Annotated in this window: 18 protein-coding genes; 9 read left to right on the forward strand and 9 right to left on the reverse strand. The window is 30.6% G+C overall.

Annotated elements, in window-relative coordinates:
- Nucleotides 1–48 precede the first annotated feature (48 nt).
- Nucleotides 49–1,164 carry a metallophosphoesterase family protein gene (locus tag UCYN_RS00715; protein WP_012953571.1) on the forward strand — a complete coding sequence of 372 codons (1,116 nt, stop codon included), beginning with the start codon at nt 49–51 and terminating at the stop codon, nt 1,162–1,164.
- A 70-nt stretch (nt 1,165–1,234) separates the two neighbouring features.
- Nucleotides 1,235–2,143, forward strand: a complete 909-nt coding sequence (locus UCYN_RS00720) for a Sll0314/Alr1548 family TPR repeat-containing protein (protein WP_041487709.1) — start codon at nt 1,235–1,237, stop codon at nt 2,141–2,143.
- Here UCYN_RS00720 and UCYN_RS00725 read toward each other — a convergent pair.
- Nucleotides 2,136–2,942: a glycosyltransferase family 2 protein gene (locus tag UCYN_RS00725; protein ID WP_012953573.1), complete on the reverse strand. Its 807-nt coding sequence runs from the start codon at nt 2,940–2,942 to the stop codon at nt 2,136–2,138. The two genes, UCYN_RS00720 and UCYN_RS00725, sit on opposite strands and share 8 nt — an antisense overlap.
- A 402-nt stretch (nt 2,943–3,344) precedes the next feature.
- Here UCYN_RS00725 and UCYN_RS00730 point away from each other — a divergent pair, with 402 nt between their 5' ends.
- From UCYN_RS00730 to UCYN_RS00750, 5 genes are all read left to right on the forward strand, one after another.
- On the forward strand, nt 3,345–4,160 hold the full coding sequence (locus tag UCYN_RS00730) for an EamA family transporter (protein WP_012953574.1): 816 nt from the start codon (nt 3,345–3,347) through the stop codon (nt 4,158–4,160).
- 236 nt (nt 4,161–4,396) lie between these two features.
- Nucleotides 4,397–4,678: an HU family DNA-binding protein gene (locus UCYN_RS00735; protein ID WP_012953575.1), complete on the forward strand. Its 282-nt coding sequence runs from the start codon at nt 4,397–4,399 to the stop codon at nt 4,676–4,678.
- Between the two features lie 183 nt (nt 4,679–4,861).
- Nucleotides 4,862–5,044, forward strand: a complete 183-nt coding sequence (locus UCYN_RS00740; RefSeq protein WP_012953576.1) for a DUF8621 family protein — start codon at nt 4,862–4,864, stop codon at nt 5,042–5,044.
- Between the two features lie 70 nt (nt 5,045–5,114).
- Complete coding sequence (locus UCYN_RS00745; RefSeq protein ID WP_012953577.1) at nt 5,115–6,170, forward strand: DUF3326 domain-containing protein; 1,056 nt, start codon at nt 5,115–5,117, stop codon at nt 6,168–6,170.
- Between the two features lie 115 nt (nt 6,171–6,285).
- On the forward strand, nt 6,286–6,741 hold the full coding sequence (locus UCYN_RS00750) for a DUF3531 family protein (protein WP_012953578.1): 456 nt from the start codon (nt 6,286–6,288) through the stop codon (nt 6,739–6,741).
- 198 nt (nt 6,742–6,939) lie between these two features.
- Here UCYN_RS00750 and glyS read toward each other — a convergent pair whose 3' ends face one another.
- From glyS to UCYN_RS00775, 5 genes are all read right to left on the reverse strand, one after another.
- Nucleotides 6,940–9,078 carry a glycine--tRNA ligase subunit beta gene (gene glyS / locus UCYN_RS00755; protein WP_012953579.1) on the reverse strand — a complete coding sequence of 713 codons (2,139 nt, stop codon included), beginning with the start codon at nt 9,076–9,078 and terminating at the stop codon, nt 6,940–6,942.
- Between the two features lie 970 nt (nt 9,079–10,048).
- Nucleotides 10,049–11,140, reverse strand: coding sequence for a small ribosomal subunit biogenesis GTPase RsgA (rsgA, locus tag UCYN_RS00760; RefSeq protein ID WP_012953580.1), 1,092 nt, complete (start codon nt 11,138–11,140; stop codon nt 10,049–10,051).
- 87 nt (nt 11,141–11,227) lie between these two features.
- Entirely contained in the window at nt 11,228–11,467 is a 240-nt protein-coding gene (locus UCYN_RS00765; RefSeq protein WP_012953581.1) for a sulfurtransferase TusA family protein, read from the reverse strand.
- Nucleotides 11,464–12,594, reverse strand: a complete 1,131-nt coding sequence (gene dnaJ, locus UCYN_RS00770) for a molecular chaperone DnaJ (protein WP_012953582.1) — start codon at nt 12,592–12,594, stop codon at nt 11,464–11,466. Before dnaJ ends, UCYN_RS00765 begins: the two co-directional genes overlap by 4 nt.
- A 278-nt stretch (nt 12,595–12,872) precedes the next feature.
- The gene (locus UCYN_RS00775) at nt 12,873–15,050 is read right to left on the reverse strand and encodes a DNA polymerase III subunit gamma/tau (RefSeq protein ID WP_081440571.1); all 2,178 of its coding nucleotides are present in this window, start codon (nt 15,048–15,050) and stop codon (nt 12,873–12,875) included.
- Between the two features lie 193 nt (nt 15,051–15,243).
- Here UCYN_RS00775 and UCYN_RS00780 point away from each other — a divergent pair, with 193 nt between their 5' ends.
- Both UCYN_RS00780 and UCYN_RS00785 read left to right on the forward strand, forming a co-directional pair.
- Entirely contained in the window at nt 15,244–15,885 is a 642-nt protein-coding gene (locus UCYN_RS00780) for a DUF3386 domain-containing protein (RefSeq protein ID WP_012953585.1), read from the forward strand.
- 247 nt (nt 15,886–16,132) lie between these two features.
- A complete protein-coding gene (locus tag UCYN_RS00785) occupies nt 16,133–16,864 on the forward strand; it encodes a DUF1995 family protein (RefSeq protein WP_012953586.1) in 732 nt (243 codons plus the stop codon).
- A 141-nt stretch (nt 16,865–17,005) separates the two neighbouring features.
- Here the strand turns inward: UCYN_RS00785 and ribH are convergent, their stop codons facing one another.
- The 3 genes from ribH to pyrH all read right to left on the reverse strand — a co-directional run bounded on the left by ribH (nt 17,006) and on the right by pyrH (nt 19,091).
- A complete protein-coding gene (gene ribH, locus UCYN_RS00790) occupies nt 17,006–17,494 on the reverse strand; it encodes a 6,7-dimethyl-8-ribityllumazine synthase (RefSeq protein WP_012953587.1) in 489 nt (162 codons plus the stop codon).
- A 339-nt stretch (nt 17,495–17,833) separates the two neighbouring features.
- On the reverse strand, nt 17,834–18,379 hold the full coding sequence (gene frr / locus UCYN_RS00795) for a ribosome recycling factor (RefSeq protein WP_012953588.1): 546 nt from the start codon (nt 18,377–18,379) through the stop codon (nt 17,834–17,836).
- Nucleotides 18,369–19,091, reverse strand: coding sequence for a UMP kinase (gene pyrH / locus UCYN_RS00800; protein ID WP_012953589.1), 723 nt, complete (start codon nt 19,089–19,091; stop codon nt 18,369–18,371). The genes frr and pyrH overlap by 11 nt, the downstream gene beginning before the upstream one ends.
- Nucleotides 19,092–19,253: the final 162 nt, after the last annotated feature.

Here is a 19,253-nt window from a genome sequence, read left to right on the forward strand (position 1 = left end):
CATAATCTATGTAAATTCAATATACAGTTCAATATACAGTATAGAAAGATGCTTTATAAACGCCGTAGCTTTTTGGTAATTATAGGAAGTATGTTCGGAGGAAAAGTTTTTTCTTTGATACATAACTTTTTAATTCGTAATAAAAATATTAATATTCAAAAACAAAACTTAAATTTTTTAAGCAAAGTATTATCCGTATCTCCTAGCGCTGCTGCTTCTGATTTGCCAAATATTCTAAAACAAGAAATAAGAGTAGTTGTTATTAGTGATCTTAATGGTGAATATGGAACGACTAGCTATGCTCCAGAAGTTATTAAAAGTATATCTTTAATCAAGCAGTGGAAACCTGATTTAGTTCTATGTGCAGGAGATATGATTGCTGGTCAGAAGTATTCTTTAACCAAAAAGCAAATACAATCAATGTGGATGGCTTTTAATAATAATATTGCTTTACCTTTAAAGCAATTAAAGATACCGTTTGGATTTTCTCTTGGTAATCATGATGCTTCAGGAGCAATGTATAGAGATCAATTAACCTTTTATAAAGAAAGAATTATAGCTTCCAAATTTTGGAATAATTCCCAACGTAACCTTAGATTAAATTTTATTGATAAAAGCAAATTTCCTTTTTATTATACTTTTAATCAAAACAATATATTTTATTTAGTTTTAGATGCTTCTACTCATATTATCTCTAAGGAACAATTAACTTGGATTGAGCATAGTTTAAAAAGTTTAGAGTCTAAACAAGCAAAACTTCGTTTTGTCATTGGTCACCTTCCCCTTTTTCCCATCGCAGTAGGAAGAAATAATAACGGTAATTTCATTAAAAATGGGGAAAAATTACAATTTTTATTAGAAAAATATGATGTTCATACTTATATTAGTGGTCATCATCATGCTTACTATCCTGGTAAAAAAGGTAAGTTAGAACTACTCTATAGTGGAGCATTAGGAGGTGGTCCTCGTAGATTGTTAAATAGTAAACTGCCTCCTATAAAAACATTAACAGTAATTAATATTTCTCTATTATTAAAAGAAACAAAATATATTACTTACAATATGAATAATCTAGAAATTTTAGATATTAAAACGTTACCAAAATTAATTGGTAACGTTAAAAGAAAAGATATATCTTCTTCAAAAATAATTAACACCATATAGATTGAGAAAATATTATGATTACAACAAAGAAGAGTCCGATATTTTCACAAAATTATTTCTCAGGGAAATTATGATAAATCAACTAGTAATAACAAAGAGAATTATCTCATTTATATTGTCTATATTAATGTTAAGTTTTGCAGAAGATTATGCTCAAGCTAGTGATCCTTTCCGTAAGATCAAGCCAAGGCCTATCGGAGAAAATACTGCAGCAGCTTTTACTGAGATCTTTAAAGAAGGTAATTATCAAAAAGGTAAAAGTTATTTGCAGAAAGCAATTAGAACTGAAGGTAATGAGCCTTTAGCCTATGCGATAGAAGCATCATTAGCTTATTCAAATGAAGATTGGGAAACCATGAAGAATTCTGCAGATAAAACTTTAGCTGTCGCAAAAAAATTAGTATCTAGTGATTTATTGAGAGGTAATCTTTATCAAGCAGTAGGCCACTTCCTCCAAGGAGCATATACTTTTAAAATGCACGGACCTTTGGGGGCAGTTGACAAGCTGCAGTTAGTTTTTGACTATCTTGATATATCCGAGAATATTGACCCACAAGACCCAGAATTTAATTTATTAAAGGGATATCTTGAACTAATTCTGTCTGTTAATTTACCTTTTTCATCACCAAAAGATGCTATTTTACGTTTTGAAAAATATGCAGCTCCAAAATATATGGTTGATCGTGCTTTATTTGCTGCTTATCGAGACTTAGGAGAATATAACAAAGCTATGAGCTACATTAACATTGCTCTTGATAATAATCCTAATAATCCTGAGCTGCATTACTTTAAAGGACAATTACTTCGCAAACAAGGTAAAACTGAAGAAAGCGAAATAAAAAGCTTTAATTTACTCAAAGAAGCATATGTCTATTTTGATAAAGCCATGATTAAATTTAATCAGTTACCAAAAGGTATTCAAATACCTTTACGACATGATCATCGAGCTGTACAAGATGAAATTACTAGTATTAATTAAACAACCAAAACCATAAAATATATCCTAGAGCTTTAACACCGTCTTTCCAATTAATTTTTTTACCTTCCTCGTAAGTTCTTCCATAGTAAGAAATACCAGTTTCGTATATTCGCCATTTACGAGCCTTAGTAATTTTAATTGTGAACTCTACTTCAAATCCAAAGTCATTACAAATGAGTTCCATTTCATTTATAACCTCACGACGAAACATTTTATAACAAACTTCGATGTCTGTAAGAGTAGTGTTACATAACAGATTAATCAAATTAGATATTACTTGATTTCCTAGAAGATGGTGAAAGTATAATACTCGATGAGGTTCACCATAAAAACGGCTTCCGTAAACTATATCTGCATTATTTTCCGCAATTAATTTCCACATTCGTTTCCAGTCCTGTGGATCATATTCTAAGTCGGCGTCTTGTATAACAAGAACTTCTCCAGTAGACTTCTTAAATCCTGTTCTTAATGCGGCGCCTTTACCTTGATTAAAATGATGGAAAATTATGCTTACTGTTATTAAAGCTGTTTCTCCTTGTATTTTTGTAGATAATTGCTGTGAATTGTTTTTAATTTTATCTATAGCTGTAAGAGAACCATTATTTAATAACGCTTCAACAGGTTTTGTATTAGCAGAACCAAAGTTCCCTACTAGCCATTCTCGAGTACCATCTGTAGATCCATCATCCACTAGAATGATTTCTTTATCTACATTTGGAAGAACCATAGCTATTTTTGCTAGAATAATAGATATGGTATGGATTTCATTGTAAACGGGGATAATAATAGACAGCTTCATATGACACTTTTAAGGTAGCTGAAATTACAAAAGAACATAATCTTAGCTTTTTATATATAATATTTTTGTTTTAACATGAGAATTTTTTCATTCATGGTGAATGACTTGTTGAAGTTGATTTAGTTCCTATGTTTGAATTGTGAACTTTATAAAATGTTTTATGGAATGTCTAAAGATAGACATTAGAATGTATAAATAGCTATTAGTTCTAATTTATTTTTCTATCTAAATATCTTTATTCGCAAAAAATAAGCTTTGATATTTCTTTCTCTAAATATTAAGATAATTATTTTAATAAGAAAGTTTAATAAATAGTTAATATGAACTTAATAGAGAACCAAGAGAGAACCAAGAGAGAATCAGACAAAGCAGCTAAAAATTAGTGAGCAATCATTAGAAACTGTGAAAATATTTTTATTATTAGCATCTTTATCAATTACTCAAGTATTAGGCGATATTTTTCTAAGCCGAGGAATGAAAGATTTCGTTGGCTTTGATTCTTCTGATCCAACAATTATTCTATATTTAATTACTTACGTCCTAACTAATCATTGGATTTTATTAGGATTAGGAATACTGATAATTTCTTTAAGTCTTTACTTAACAGCAATTTCAAAATTAGATCTTAGTTATGTATTACCTATTCATGCCTCTAGTTATGTGCTAAATGGTATTTTTGCTTGGGCTATTTTAGGCGAGGATGTTACGGGTATGAGATGGGTAAGTACTTTTATTATTTCTTGTGGTGCCTTATGTGTAGGATTAAGCGACAGTAGTACGGCTGATTCAGTTCAGCATAACAATCTTAAATCTAGAAATTTACCTCTGTTTTTTTTACCATTTAGTTTGACTATTTCAAAGACTTGGTTAGCAATCATGATTAGTTCTGTATCTGATGCTAGTGGAGATTTGTTGTTAGCAGTTGGTATGAAAAAAATAGGAGAAATAGAAAGAGTAACTTTACCAGAAGTTAAAAAAATGATTATTAAGATAATCACCAGTCCTTTAATAATTAGTGGTATTGCTTGCCAAGGTATCGCATTTTTTAGTTTTATATCTGTTTTAAGTTGGACAGATATTAGTTTTGCTCGTCCAGCAACTGCACTAACGTACATTATAAGTATGTTAGGAGCCAAATTAATATTAAAAGAAAATATTCAGAGACAAAAACTATGGGGAATAATCCTTATAGGACTAGGAGTTTTTATACATCGTTAACTTAATTCTTGATTAGAGTGGCTCAAAAATATGTACTAATACTTTACGGAGAAACTATAACTTGAATATATATACTTTTTATTAAGGTAACTAATTTAAGCTATTAAATCACATAAAAAAGTAGCGAAAAAAGGTTATTACATAAAGAAAATAATAGTTCTCACTTAATTATTGGATGATTTAAAAATTGTTTTCCGCTATAATCAGCTTCAGTCATAGTTTTCTATCAATTAACAATGAATAAAGAAGACCTCGTTAACACTATTGCTGCAAAAACTCGCCTTACCAAAAAGGAAACAAGCCAAATTTTAGATGCACTAACAAGTACAATCATGGAAACAGTTGCTTCTGGAAATAAGGTAGTTCTAGTAGGGTTCGGAACATTTGAGCCAAGAGACAGAAAAGAACGAAAAGGTATGAATCCTCAAACAGGTCAACCAATTACTATTCCTGCAACTACAGTTCCAGCATTCTCTGCTGGAAAAGTTTTCAAAGGAAAAGTTGTAGAATCCATGTAGCAAAATGTCTTGTACAGATTTTGCATGATATCTCACTGCAAAACTATTTTAAAGTCGAATATCTATGCCTAACGACATGGGTATTCGACTATATTATTAAACATGGTCAACTAAAACTAATGGCAAAGTATTTAGTTTATAAAAAAGATAAGATATTTCTACATATAAAATTTATATAAACTAATGGTTACTTCTTTTATTGAGTTAACAGTTAGAATACCAGAAGACATTAAAACGCTTCAAAAAAGTATAGAGATAGAATTATCAAAGCATGGAAAATCTTTACGTTGGGCAATCACGAAAGTAGATGTCGAAAAACAAATTGCTCAAGTGGAAGCTGTTGTTATTAAAGATATTGATAGATAAATATAAAGTTGTTTTAAAATCAACAATTTAATTATACTAAAAACATTAATTATTATTCTGTAACAAACTTGTGTTTAGTCGTCCTTATAATGCTGTTTTAATTGTTCCTACTGGTATTGGAGCGTCTATTGGTGGTTATGCTGGAGATGCATTACCTTTAGCTAGAGCTATGGCAAAAATATGTGACTATTTAATTACTCATCCTAATGTTTTAAATGGAGCGCAATTATATTGGCCTTCTAGCAATATCCTTTATGTTGAAGGATATGGTTTAGATAATTTTTCTTGTGGTAATTGGGGACTAGATCCGGTACTTTCAAATAGAGTTGGACTAATTCTTGATCAAGGAATTGAGTCGGATTTAATGTTAAGACATATACAAGCGGCAAACGCGGCTAGAGCAACTCTTGGACTAAAACTAACTGATTATATAGTGACTGATGCTTCACTAGGAGTAGAACTCCGTATTACCAACTCAGGAACAAGTTGGGGGACAATTAGTAATCCGGGTAGTTTGCTACGAGCTGCTGAAAAATTAATTAATATAGATAGGGCTGAAGCGATCGCTGTAGTATCTCGTTTTCCTGATGAAATAGATAAAACGTTACTTAATAATTATCGTTCTGGAAGTGGTGTTGATCCCATAGCAGGTGCTGAATCAGTTATTTCGCATTTGATAGTTAGTCAGTTTTGCATACCAGCTGCCCATGCTCCTGCCTTAAATCCTTTACCATTAGATAGTACTATTTCTCCTCGTTCAGCAGCGGAAGAACTAGGATATACGTTTTTATCTTCTGTCTTAGTTGGATTAAGCCGTGCACCACAATTTGTCACTAAACAAAATTTTCATAGTATTTGGGCTGATGATGTTGATGCTTTAGTAGTTCCAGCAACTGCTTGTGGAGGATCATCTGTTCTTAGTCTTAATCAAAGAAATTCAGTACTAATAGCAGTAGCGGAAAATGAAACAGCCATTAATGTTTTACCTGAATCATTAAAACTAAAAGCTATCACAGTAAATTCATATTTAGAAGCACTAGGTGTCTTAGTAGCTCATAAAGCTGGTATTGATATCAATACTATTGGTCTAAACTTATCTTCTTTGTCTTCATTGACTGAGAGATGAAAGTTGGTTAATTTTCTATTCTAGTTTTTATCTTCACTAATTAAATATCTAACATTTGATCAATTTTAATCAAACACTCTTACAATATAATTTTTAGTCAACTCTTTATTATTTTATGGAAATCAAATTTCGAGAATTCAATCCTTTTGATCTATGGATATGGTTAGAATTTGAAACGATACCATCCAATCTAGAAAAACAGTATATTGAAGAAGTATTTAATTCTTGGTTTTATTTAGGTAAATTAGGAGCATTTAATGCTGAAAATTTACAAGTACAAGATGCAGGAATTGATATTAGTTATATGAATTATGATACAGATATTCTTGACAATAGTATGATGGCTCTTATGCACAACATGGGAGATTTTGAATATCAAGATCTATGGGGGCGTTGTTGGCTTGACTTAGGCACTAGTGACTTATTTTCATTAGACATTCTGATAAATTCATTAAATCAATTGGATAAAGAATTGATTAAAATTAAACAATTTATTATTGGGGGAGAGAATGAAAACTGGCGTATTGAAACACAAGAAGAGTCTATGTTTGTTGATGATGATGTAGTGTAATAAGATAACTTGGTAGAATCTTATTACACCATAATTTTATAATCTGTATTTTATATATATAAAACAAAGAATATCAATTAAATGTTGATTATGAAATTTTAAAAAGGTTTAATGAAACTTAAAAATCACAAACTTTTAGTAAAATCATAATTTCTATAATATTTATGAGATGAAAGTTATTTATAGTTTCAAATTATATTAACTTTTAACAATTTCACCAAAGTCAGCCAAAATCCTTCCATAATTACGTAAAATTCCTAATAAATTTAAACGATTTTGTTTGACTTTCTGATTCTCATCCATTACCAAAACGCTATTTTTGCCATCGAAGAATTCATCAACTAGAGGAATAATATTGATTAGCCCTTTCATTAACAGATCATAATCTTTATTAGTTACAACAAAATTTATTGTAGGCTCTAAATTGATTAAGCTATCATACAATTGTTGTTCTGATAATTTTTTAAATAAATTATTGTCAATAATTACGGAAGGACTAAACTCTTCATAGCCAAGATTACCTTGCTTCGCTAATCGAGTTGAACGATTAATAGTTTGATATACTTTCTCTAAAATCCCATTATTACGTATATTTTGTAAAAATTGAGCACGTTTTTTTAAATCTGTAATATCTTGAAAAGCGCGCTCTATATATTCAGACTCTACATCACCTAATACTGCGTTTACTAAATCATAATCAATCCCCATTTCATCTTGTAATAAAGATTGAATTCTTTGAGCAAAGAAGTTTCTTAAAGATTTTAGAGGAGATTTTTGTTCAGGATTATTTAAAAGAAATGATTGGCACCCTTCAGATATTAAACCAGATAGATTTATAGACAATTGAGATCCCCATGCTATGGAAATAATTGCGTTTGCTGCTCTTCTTAAGCCAAAAGGATCAGATGAGCCTGTTGGAATCATTCCTAGTCCAAAAATTCCAATCAAAGTATCTAAACGATCAGCAATCCCAACGACAATACCTGTCAAAGATTTCGGCATTTGATCATCATGACCACGTGGTAAATAATGATCAAAGATTCCCTGAGCGACAATCTCTAACTCTCCGCTGACTAAAGCATATTTTTGTCCCATAATTCCCTGCAGTTCGGGAAACTCATATACCATTTGAGTTACAAGATCAGCTTTGCATAATAAAGCTGTCCTCAAAACTTCTTCTATTTGTTGTGGCGTAAACTGTAATTGATTTGATACTTGCTTAGAAATATTGATAATTCGATCTACCTTATTTCTTATACTCCCTAATTCTTTTTGAAAAGTAACATTCTCTAATTTAGGTAAATAACTACTTAGAGATTGATTACTATCAGATGCATAAAAAAACTGAGCATCTGATAGCCTTGCTTTTAATACTTTTTCATTTCCCTGAGTAATTATTGTACTCTTACTAGGATCACCATTTGAAATACTAATAAATTGTGATAAAAGTTGATTACTAGATATCTTTTTGATAGGAAAATACCTTTGATGTTTAATCATTACAGTTTTAATAACTTCATCAGGAAGTTCTAAGAATTCTTCATTAAAAGTTCCTAAAATTGCCGTAGGGTATTCCACTAAATTTACAACTTCCTTTAATAACTCATGAGAAGTATCGATAACTCCTTTTGCATTTTCAGCTATGGTTTTAATATCATTTTCAATAATGTTATAACGTCTAGCAGGATCGACCTCAACATAAGCAGATTTTAATATATCTACATAGGAAGCAGCATGTGGAATATTAATAGGGCCAGGTCTTAAAACTCGGTGTCCATATGAAAAAGAGCTACTAGTTATTACACTATCTCCATTTTCAATCTTGATAGGTAATATTTGAGAATCACACAAAGATACTATCCATCTAATAGGACGGGAAAATTTAAAATCGCCATTCCCCCATTTCATGAATCTTTTACCCTCTAAACCACCAATCCAAGCATTAATTAATTCTGGTAAAATCTCAGTTGTTTTAATGCCCTGTATTTTTTTATCAACAAATACGCATTCTCCTTTTTTAGTAGAACGAATCTCCAAGGCTTCAATTTCAACATTTTGTTTTCGTAAAAATCCTTCTAAAGCTATTGTTGGTTTTCCTTCTGTAAATGCTGCTTTTACACTAGGACCTTTTATTAATTCGTTACGGTCTGTTTGCTTATCTAATAGACCAGTAATTATAACAGCAAGTCTTCTTGGCGTTCCATATACAAAAATAGACTCTGAACTCAAAAAATTCTTTTTTAAACTAGTAGGAATGATTTGTTTCCACTGATTAATAGCACGGTCAACGAAACTTGTGGGTAATTCTTCTGTGCCAATTTCTAATAAAAAGATCATACTAATATGACAAAAACATATCTTAAATAATGTATGATCTTAACACTATGCACTATAAGTTATATTGTTTTTCTAGATATTTTATATTTCTCTAAAAATTTTCAGTTTTTCAACTAATGCTATTTATTAAAGTTGAATTGTTATTCAAATACCTTTATTTATAAGATAATAAACAGATAACCACAAAATTATATAAATTCTATATTAAAAATATTTTAATCAATCCACTAAATTCTCCTGTTAAGTGCAAACACTTTACCTTCTAGTACTAACTTTTATTTACTAGATGTAAACAAATTTACGAGGGAAAACTGAGTTGTGAAACTTAATAAACCAACTATTCTTTTAGCTAAAATAATTTCTATAATTTTAATTAGTAGCGCTATCATATGTGAATTGTGTAGTGCATATATATTAGTTAATAATTATGAATCTCATAATTATTTAAGATTTTTACTTTGGATAAGCCGATGCGCACTCATGATTCATTTTATTGAATCTTTAATAGTGGTTTACCATATAAGATTGGAAAATAAAAGCTATAAAAACTATGTTAAATATGGAATTTATTCTTTTTTAGTAGGGACAGTAAGTTTATTGGAACTAAAAAAAAATAGAAATAAAGTCTAAATATGTACTTATTTTTAACTTAAAACTATTTAAGTACTAATAATATTGAAAGATATTATTTTAATGATGCTTTATGAAACGAGTATAATTTAATCTCCATATCACAAAAGTAAGTAAGCAATTTATTAAATCATTATATCCAAGGTCACTTTAAAATATAACTACATAATTTTTGAAATTAGTAAATAAAAAATTTATTGAGGATATAAATCTAATACTTTAGAAACAGTAATAATGTTTAATTTTCATATCGTCACTGTTCTTGCAAAATAATTTCTTCCTCAAATAAATATTAACAATTTATTTTTATAATATAAAATTACTTTTTTACTATCTGCAGTTACTCTAAATCTCCATTTTTATAAAACTCTCGTAACCTTTGGTTTTTATCCTGCCTAGAATAACGCCGATATTTTTTAATCTCTAATTTTGGTTCATAGACTTCTTTCCCAAAAGCTTTAATTTTAAGTTTTAATGTTGATTCTTGAACTTTCTTTTTTTGTTCTACTTCTTTTTGTGAAAGCATTTCTGCCAGAATAGTTAAATAATGTTCGTACCTTTCCCAACTTTTACTAATAATACAATTTGGTTCACTTCTATGAAGACAATTATTAAATTGACATTCACCTTGTTTGAGTTGGCTTCTCACTTCAGGAAAATAATTAATTAGTTTACGAGGATCACATTGTAAGTCAGCTTGATTAAAACCAGGCGTATCAGCTACTAAGCCTCCTTTAGGTAATCTAAAAAGTTCAACATGACGAGTAGTATGACGGCCTTTGCGCAATTTACCTGAAACTTTATCAACTCTTTGCTCAATATTAGGAACTAACTTGTTAATTAAGCTAGATTTGCCAGCTCCAGAAGGACCAGCAAAGATTGTAATCTTATTTTGCAAGCAATCATATAGTTCCTGAATCCCCTGAATGTTTAAGATGCTAATTAAATGGGGAGTATATCCCCATTTTTTCAATCTCATTTTCCATTTTTTCTGTTCATCAGGTTTAATTAGGTCAGCTTTATTAAGACATAAAACTAATGGAATTAATGTTGATTCTGCTTTAATAAGAAAACGACTCAATTGCCAAGGTTCTAATTCAGGTTCTTTAAAAGGAAAAAGTAAAAGTATCTGATCTGCATTAGCTACTTTGGGACGAGATAATTCTGTTTTACGAGGCAAGACAGAAATAATTAACCCTCGAAGATCTTGAAGACTAGACTTTTTTATTATTACACGATCTCCTACCATAACGTTTTGTCCAATTTTTTTAAGACGTTCACGTCGAGTACAAAGTAAATATGAGCTAAAATCATAATTCTCATACTCATGGTTTTCATCTAAATAAACCCGATAAAAGTTAGCTTGAGCTGCTACGACTGTTCCATAAAATTCTGGAATAGTCGTAGATAAGAAAATATGTGTTGAATCCATATCACACATAATAAACAAGATTCATAATAAAATATAGTGGAATTAATGAGTAATTCTTTATATCGATAGATTTTAATTTTTTAATGTTTAAGGACGCAGAATTTTAATAGAAAAAAATCCATGGCAGTCTTCCATGGATTCTATCTTGTACCCTTCCATGGCTAAGCTCTCAGGAACCTGCTCCATAGGCTCACCAGCATCTAACCAAACTTCTAAAATAGAACTAGAAGGAATACTTTCTAACCTTAATTTAATTCGAATAAAATTTACAGGACAAGAGACGCCACGTAAATCTAAAAGCAATTCATTTGAGTTTAAAGAATTCATTTATTAAATAGACTTCCTAAGAATCCTTCTATTCCACCTTTCCCATGAGTTTGACCCTTAATTACAGCTAGTTTCTCCAGAAGTTCTCTTTCTTCAGAATTAATTCTAGTCGGAATGTCTACATTAACTGTAATTAAATGATCACCACGGATAGCATCATTTCCTAACTTTGGTACACCTAGATTATCTAGAGTTAAGATTGTCCTAGGCTGAGTACCAGAAGGGATGGATAAATCTTTCTTTCCATCTACTGTATCTACTGATACAGTACATCCAAGAATCGCCTGAAGATAACTAATTTTAATTTCAGAAAGGATATTCATCTTTTCTCTAGTAAATACCTTGTCAGACTCAACATATAGGTATACATAAAGATCTCCTGCCACTCCTCCTCTTAATCCAGCATCTCCCTTACGTGATACCCTAAGACGAGTTCCATCACCTACCCCAGCTGGAATCGTAATTTTCACTTTCTCAGTTACTTGTCTACGTCCAGCACCTCCACAAACTTCACATTTTTCTTTAATAATTTGTCCTTCACCATTACAAGTTGGACAGGTAGAAACTTGAGCAAAGCTTCCAAATGGAGTACGAGTTGAACGACGGACTTGGCCTTGGCCATCACAAGTCGGACAAGTAGTTTTTTGTGTCCCTGGCTTAGCCCCACTACCTTGACACACTGTACATATTTCAAGGTGAGGAATACGAATTTCTTTCTCTCCTCCAAATATTGCTTCACGAAAATTCAATTTAAGGTCAAGACGTAAATCATCTCCCTTAGTTGGCTCGTTACGGCGACGTGTATTGGATGTACCAGCACCACCTCCAAATCCACTAAAAATAGTTTCAAAGATATCGGCAAAACCGCCCATATCTCCCATATCTCCTTGATTAAAACCGTTTGCCCCACTAACTCCGGCTTCTCCAAACTGATCATAGCGACTTCGTGTATCAGGCTCAGACAATACCTCGTATGCGCGGTTAATTTCTTTGAAACGTTCTTCAGCTCCTGCTTCTTTATTTACATCAGGGTGGTATTTTCGTGCAAGACGTCGATAAGCTTGTTTTAAATCGTCTTTACTGGAGTTACGATCAACCCCAAGAGTTTTGTAGTAGTCACCTGGCATAAAATATTAATATCGATTTATTTAAGTAATAGTTTATTAATTTGCTTGATAATTACTTTAGCAAACTATTGTTAAGAAAATAATATTATAATTGATTTTTTGAATTATAATTCTTTAATTTGATAATCTAAAAGCAAATATTCTTAAATAGAAATATTTACTAAATAATAACTGTCATCAATGTGAATTTATTATTTGACATTTAATTCAAAAATAATTCTAGAGATAAAAAAATAATTGTTATGTTATTTAGAATTCCAAATCTTCTTCTTTTATTATTATTGGTCTCCCTTTAATTTTTTTTGTAGTTTTTGTTCCAGTAACTCTTTATTATCTATTATTTCACTTTTAATATTATCTGAGAAAAATGGTTTTTTTGTCTCATAAATATATTGCTCTTCTTCTTTAACTTGAGAATCTTGACATATATTTGTAATTATTTTTTCTTGTGAATTATCTGATATGGATAGGTCCTGAAAAGAATCATTGTCTTTCTTATTCTTGTGATTATCTATGATCTCTCCCTTAAAAAATGTAGCTAATTTTTTCGCTATTTGAGTAACTCCATTACTGGGTAAATCTATTAAATCAGGATCCTTGAAAGATTGTTTAGATATTTTAGTAGAAACACCAACTCCTGATTTACAGGAAAGTTCTTGGTTATTATTTAAAACTGTTTCTTCTGTATTATTTGTTTTTTGTATATTGTTATTACTATTTAGACTTTTGTTTTTAATTATATTTTTTGCTGGATTATTAGCGCTGTTAGGGATATCTGAATTTGATTTACGTAGTAAATCTTGGCTAGATTTTGGCTTTGTTTCTACTTTAAGACTTATGGTAACTTTATGGCCTATGACTTTTTCAAAAGCTAATTCAATTTCAGAAAGCTTACTTTTTGTTAGTTCAAGTAATGGAGAACTAGACATACCAACAGTTGCAGTTCTTCCCTTGTGACTAACAAGACACCCATGCTCTTTAATTAATCCCGCTAAAAATGGTGGAAGATTTTGTATTATCAAATTCCATGTTCCTTCTAAGTCAGCATTACTAGTTGAAACACTTGATTTACTGCTACTTTCAACCAGATTTTCTATGTTTCCTTTAGTTTGATCTTCAATTCTTGAATCATCTGTTATCAATTTCTTATTATTGCTATTTTCAACCAGATTTTCTATGTTTCCCTTAGTTTGATCTTCAATTCTTGAATCATCTGTTATCAATTTCTTATTATTGCTATTTTCAACCAGATTTTTTATGTTTCCCTTAGTTTGATCTTCAATTTTTGGATCATCTATTACCAATTTCTTATTACTAGAAAACTTAGCAGCTATATCTAGATTGTTACTATCTATTGAAAATTCTTTTTCTTCTTGCAATAAATCTAATAAAATAATTTCTATCCAGAGATAAGGCTGAGTTGTGCTTTTTAATTGAATTTCACTATTTCTTAGTTTTTGTTGATTTTTTAGAATTCTATCAGTTTTCCAAAACTCTGCTTCTATACAGAGCTCTTTCCAGATATCTTTGCTTATCATCGTTAGTTCAGGACATTGGGGAGATACTTTAGAAATAAGTAGATTTAAATGAAAATTTGCAATATTTTGCAATATTGTTAATGGTTCCTTACCTTTGTTTATTAATTGTCCACAAAATTCAATAATAAGCTTTGAGTTATTAGAGCGAATTGCTTGTAACAGTGATAATAGATCTCGCTCAGAAATTAAACCTACTAAATCATTTACTTTTTCGGAATTAATTTTTCCTGTAAATAAACTTAATTGATCTAATAAGCTTTCAGCATCTCTTAAACCACCATTAGAAATTTTTGCAACAAGATTTAGCGCATCTATTTCGATATTAATATTCTCTTCTTTCGCTATTTTACCTAAATGCTGAACTATCTCTTCAATCGCAATTCGACGATAGTCAAAACGTTGACAACGAGAAATAATCGTAGGTAAGACTCTCTGAGGATCAGTGGTTGCTAGTATGAATATCACATGTTTTGGAGGTTCTTCTAATATTTTTAGCAAAGCATTAAAAGCTGCTGTGCTAAGCATATGGCATTCATCAACAATGTATATTTTGTAGCGTAACTGCATTGGAGCAAATTTTGCTTGCTCAATAATTTCCCGAATATTATCAACTCCTGTATTACTTGCTGCATCAATTTCTATAACATCTAATGAAGAACCTTTGTTTATAGTTTGGCATGCTTCGCAATTACCACAAGGGGATATGCTAGGAGCATCTGATGCTAGACAATTAATAGATTTTGCAAAAATTCTAGCAGTAGATGTTTTACCCGTTCCTCTAGGACCAGTAAATAGGTAAGCATGGGATATACGCTGAGATCTAATAGCATTACTTAAAGTTAAGACAATTGATTTTTGTCCTACTAAACCATCAAAGGTTTGAGGACGATACTTTTGATACAGAGGTTCATAAAACAGCATAATTTTAGTAATTTGATTCAAACATATTTAATCATGTTCTGATAAAAATTTAATAATTTTAAATAGATAAACATCATTAAAAGTTAAATGGAAATTTCAAACTTAGTTTTTTTATTTTTTAAACTTCATCCTGTTAAAGTATTAGATACTAAATTTCTCCAATTTATATATAAAGGTAACAACAAATCTCATGAGTAAAAGAACTATTAATGCTAGAGACTTATTCCGTTCTGCATATGAAAATCGCTATACTTGGGACGCTAATTTCCCAGGATATACTGCGAGTATAACTTTTCGAGAAAATGATCAAGTCTTTTCTGGTCAAATTAAGATTAATAAGGATCTTTCCTCAGAAGTATTCAATATTAAAGATAAAGAGGTTTTAGCTCAGATTAAATCTCAATTGTGGGAAATTACTATTCATAGGGTACGTCGTTCGTTTGAAGATACTCATGGTCAAAATAGTTTCCGCTATGGAAGTATAGATGAAAAGGGCTTGGTAGAAATTCTTATGGGTGGTAAATCAGAAGGAGACTGTTATAAGCTTTATGATAACAAAATTTGCCATGTTCATCGTCACATTCAGGGTATTGCCATAACAATCAATACTTTTAACAGTCATGATACAGGAGAAGGTTATTTATCACATTGTTATGATTCTATTTATCATGATCCTAAAACAGGAAAAATAAGAACAGAGAAAAGAGATTTTGAAGATAATTATCATAAGGTGAAAAATTATCATATTCTAAGTAACCGTATTATTAAGGGTAGGGAAGATGAAAAATCTTTAATTAAAGATTTTTCATTTTCTAGTATTGAACTTTTGTAATTAGCCATCTCTTATATCTTCAATATTTATTACTAAGCATAAATACAAAACCATAAACTATTATGTCTCCATATACGAAAAATGAAAACAATTTCTTATTATATTTATAGATAAATATAGTAATTCAAAAAGTATTTGATATTTACAAAAAATTGAATAGAAATAGTTACTATATTTCTATTGTTTATTAGTCATTCTTCTTGTAAACTGCAACAGTTAAAATAGTAGTAACTAGTAGTAAAGTAATATGATCGAAGTTCCTATCAATGTAGAGCAGGCTATATGTCAAGCAAAAGAAGCCGTAAAGCTTGCCCTCTCAGAAGGGGTTGAGCGCATTTGTATTGAAATAGTTGTTCCAGAAATTGTTCTTCAAGCACAAAATTTAACTTTAGATTTTATATCTATATTTGAAGAAGAATCAGGATTGAAAATATTTTTCCCCGACACAGGCTCTGCTGCTTTAGCTCGTCGCGACTGGGGAGAAACTAATTTTAGCGTAACTGATTTAGGAGATAGAGGAGTCGCTATAGAAGATAAATTATTAGAAACAGATCAAATTTTATTATTAGTAGCTCCTTCTTTTACTGAAATAAAATCTATAGAAAAACTATGTAGTCTAGCCTATGATCGACCTATCATTTTTTTAATTCCTCAATTTGAAGATATTTCTATTGTTGGTATAGGATCTGTTGCACGAGAAATACAAAAAAGATTTCTTAATACATTAGAATCTGTTTATTATTTTCATCCATTAGACAACCTTTTAGTAGTACACTCATACTCTTCTCCTTGGTACATATATTCTAAAGAGAAAGAAAGCCATAAACTCATAAGTGAAAAAAATGAAAAACCTAATCAAGAAGAGCTAGATCTATTAATTACCAATGAAATTGTAGTAAATAATAGTAATTTTAGTCAGACTTCAAAAACAGGTTTTATAAATGAGATACAACGTTTTATAGATTTTCTAAGTAAATAACTTAACAGTGAGATAGTGAGTTAAGTAGCCGAATTTATTATTAACTAAAGTTGAATGATGAATTCCTACAAAACTCATGTCAAAAGATATTACCTTTTATCATAAGTTATTTTTTATCGTAAGAAAAATAACATACTAATATCAATTTGAAGATTTTATTTTCCTCATTAAGCTTACCATCTCTAAAGAGTTTAAAGCATAATTCCATCCTTGATTACTCTTGATCCCCGCTCTTTCCAGAGCTTGCTGCATAGTATCAGTGGTTAGGATACCAAAAACTATAGGAGTACCAGTTTGAAAGCCTATCGCAGCTATTCCTTTTGCTGCTTCTGCCGATACATAATCAAAATGTGGTGTTTGACCACGGATAATAGCTCCTAGACAAATAATGGCATTATATCTACCTGATAAAGCTAATTGATGTGCAACCAATGGAACTTCAAAGCTCCCAGGAACCCAGGCATAATCAACTTGACTGCCTTGAGGATCTGTGTTTATCCCATGACGCTTTAAACAGTCTTGACATCCAGATAAAAGTTTATTAGTTACTAAGTCGTTAAAACGACCTATAACAATAGCAAAGCGAGTATCAGACAAGTCTTCTGTAAAAGTACCTTCAAAAGTAGCCATAATATTACAAATTTTGTTTCTAAAGAAATAACTTTCACTATTAGCATAACTAAAGATAGAAAATTGTGTTAAAAATAAGCACGCTATATAAAATTTAAATATTTATCAATGTTTTTATATATTTCGTATGTATTTAAGTATTTACTTTAAACAAAAAGATATAAGACTTAAATATCATTGAATTCTTGAAAGAGTACATAGTTTTATCTTTATATTTTAACTCTTTTTTATAAGATTTTAAGAAATATTTACTAACAAGGCTATAGTATTTGTGGAGTATTATTTAAAAGTAAAAGCCTGCTTGCTGCAGGCTTTTCGCTATTCTACTTAGTAGATTCTCTAAACTGTCATAATATCCTTATTTTTAATAGTTAGTAACTCATCAATTTTTTTTGTAAATTCATCAGTTACTTTCTGAATATTATCCTGTAAGTTACGAGATTCATCTTCAGAAGCATCCCCATCTTTTTCTTGTTTACGTACAGTTTCAATAGCATCTCTGCGAATATTTCTAATAGCAACTTTTCCTTCTTCTGCCATTTTATTAGCTATTTTTACTAGCTCTTTTCTTCTTTCTTTCGTTAAAGGAGGAATATTAAGACGTATAACTTGACCATCATTATTAGGAGTTAATCCTACATCCGACATATTGATAGCTTTTTCAATTTGTCCTATGCTTCCTCTGTCAAAAGGTTGAATTAAAAGAGTGGTTGCATCAGGGGTGTTAATATTTGCAAGAGATTTTAATTGAACTTCTGATCCATAATAATCAACCGTTACTCTATCAAGAATCGCTGAATTAGCACGTCCTGTTCGTAAGGTATTAAAAGACTTTTGAGTAGACTCAACAGTCTTTTTCATACTATCTTTAAGGTCATTTAACATCACAGGAGCCTCCCACAATAGTTCCAACAGTTTCGCCTCTAATTGCTCTGATAATATTTCCTTGAATGGAAAGGTTAAAAACAATTATTGGTATATTATTTTCCTTGCATAGTGATATAGCTGTACTATCCATAACTCGTAAATCATGTGTTAAAACATGACTGTAATTTAGACTTATATAGCGACGAGCATTAGGGTTAAGCTGAGGATCAGAGTCGTATACTCCATCAACTTTAGTAGCTTTAAAAACTACTTCTGCATCAATTTCTGCTGCTCTTAAAGCGGCAGTCGTATCAGTAGTAAAAAAAGGGTTGCCTGAACCTGCCCCAAAAACAATAACTCGTCCTTTTTCTAAATGTCGAATTGCACGACGACGAATGTATGGCTCAGCTACTTCTTGCATAGCAATTGCTGTTAATACTCTCGTTGGAACACTAATTTGTTCAAGAGCATCCTGTAATGTCATTGCATTCATAACTGTAGCGATCATCCCTACATAATCTGCAGTTGCCCGGTCCATCCCTGCTGAAGCAGCTTTAACTCCACGGAAAATGTTACCTCCGCCCACAACAATCGCTAATTGGATGTTGTGACTAATAACTTCTTTAATTTCTTGAGCAATGTTGGCTACGACTTTGGGGTCAATGCCATAGCCCAGATTTCCCATTAGAGCTTCACCGCTAATCTTAAGCAATACGCGCTGGTAAGTCATCCCTTTGCTACAACTTGTTTTATTGAGCCTATAATATCTGGATAATAAGCATCATGTATCTTGTCCCTTTTGTCAAATAAATTAGTATTTTTTTCTAAATTTTAAGCACATACAAGTTGTATCTGACTACTAAGTCTTAATAATAAAGATAACTTTAGTTTA

This window comes from Candidatus Atelocyanobacterium thalassa isolate ALOHA, assembly GCF_000025125.1.
GTDB lineage: Bacteria > Cyanobacteriota > Cyanobacteriia > Cyanobacteriales > Microcystaceae > Atelocyanobacterium > Atelocyanobacterium thalassae.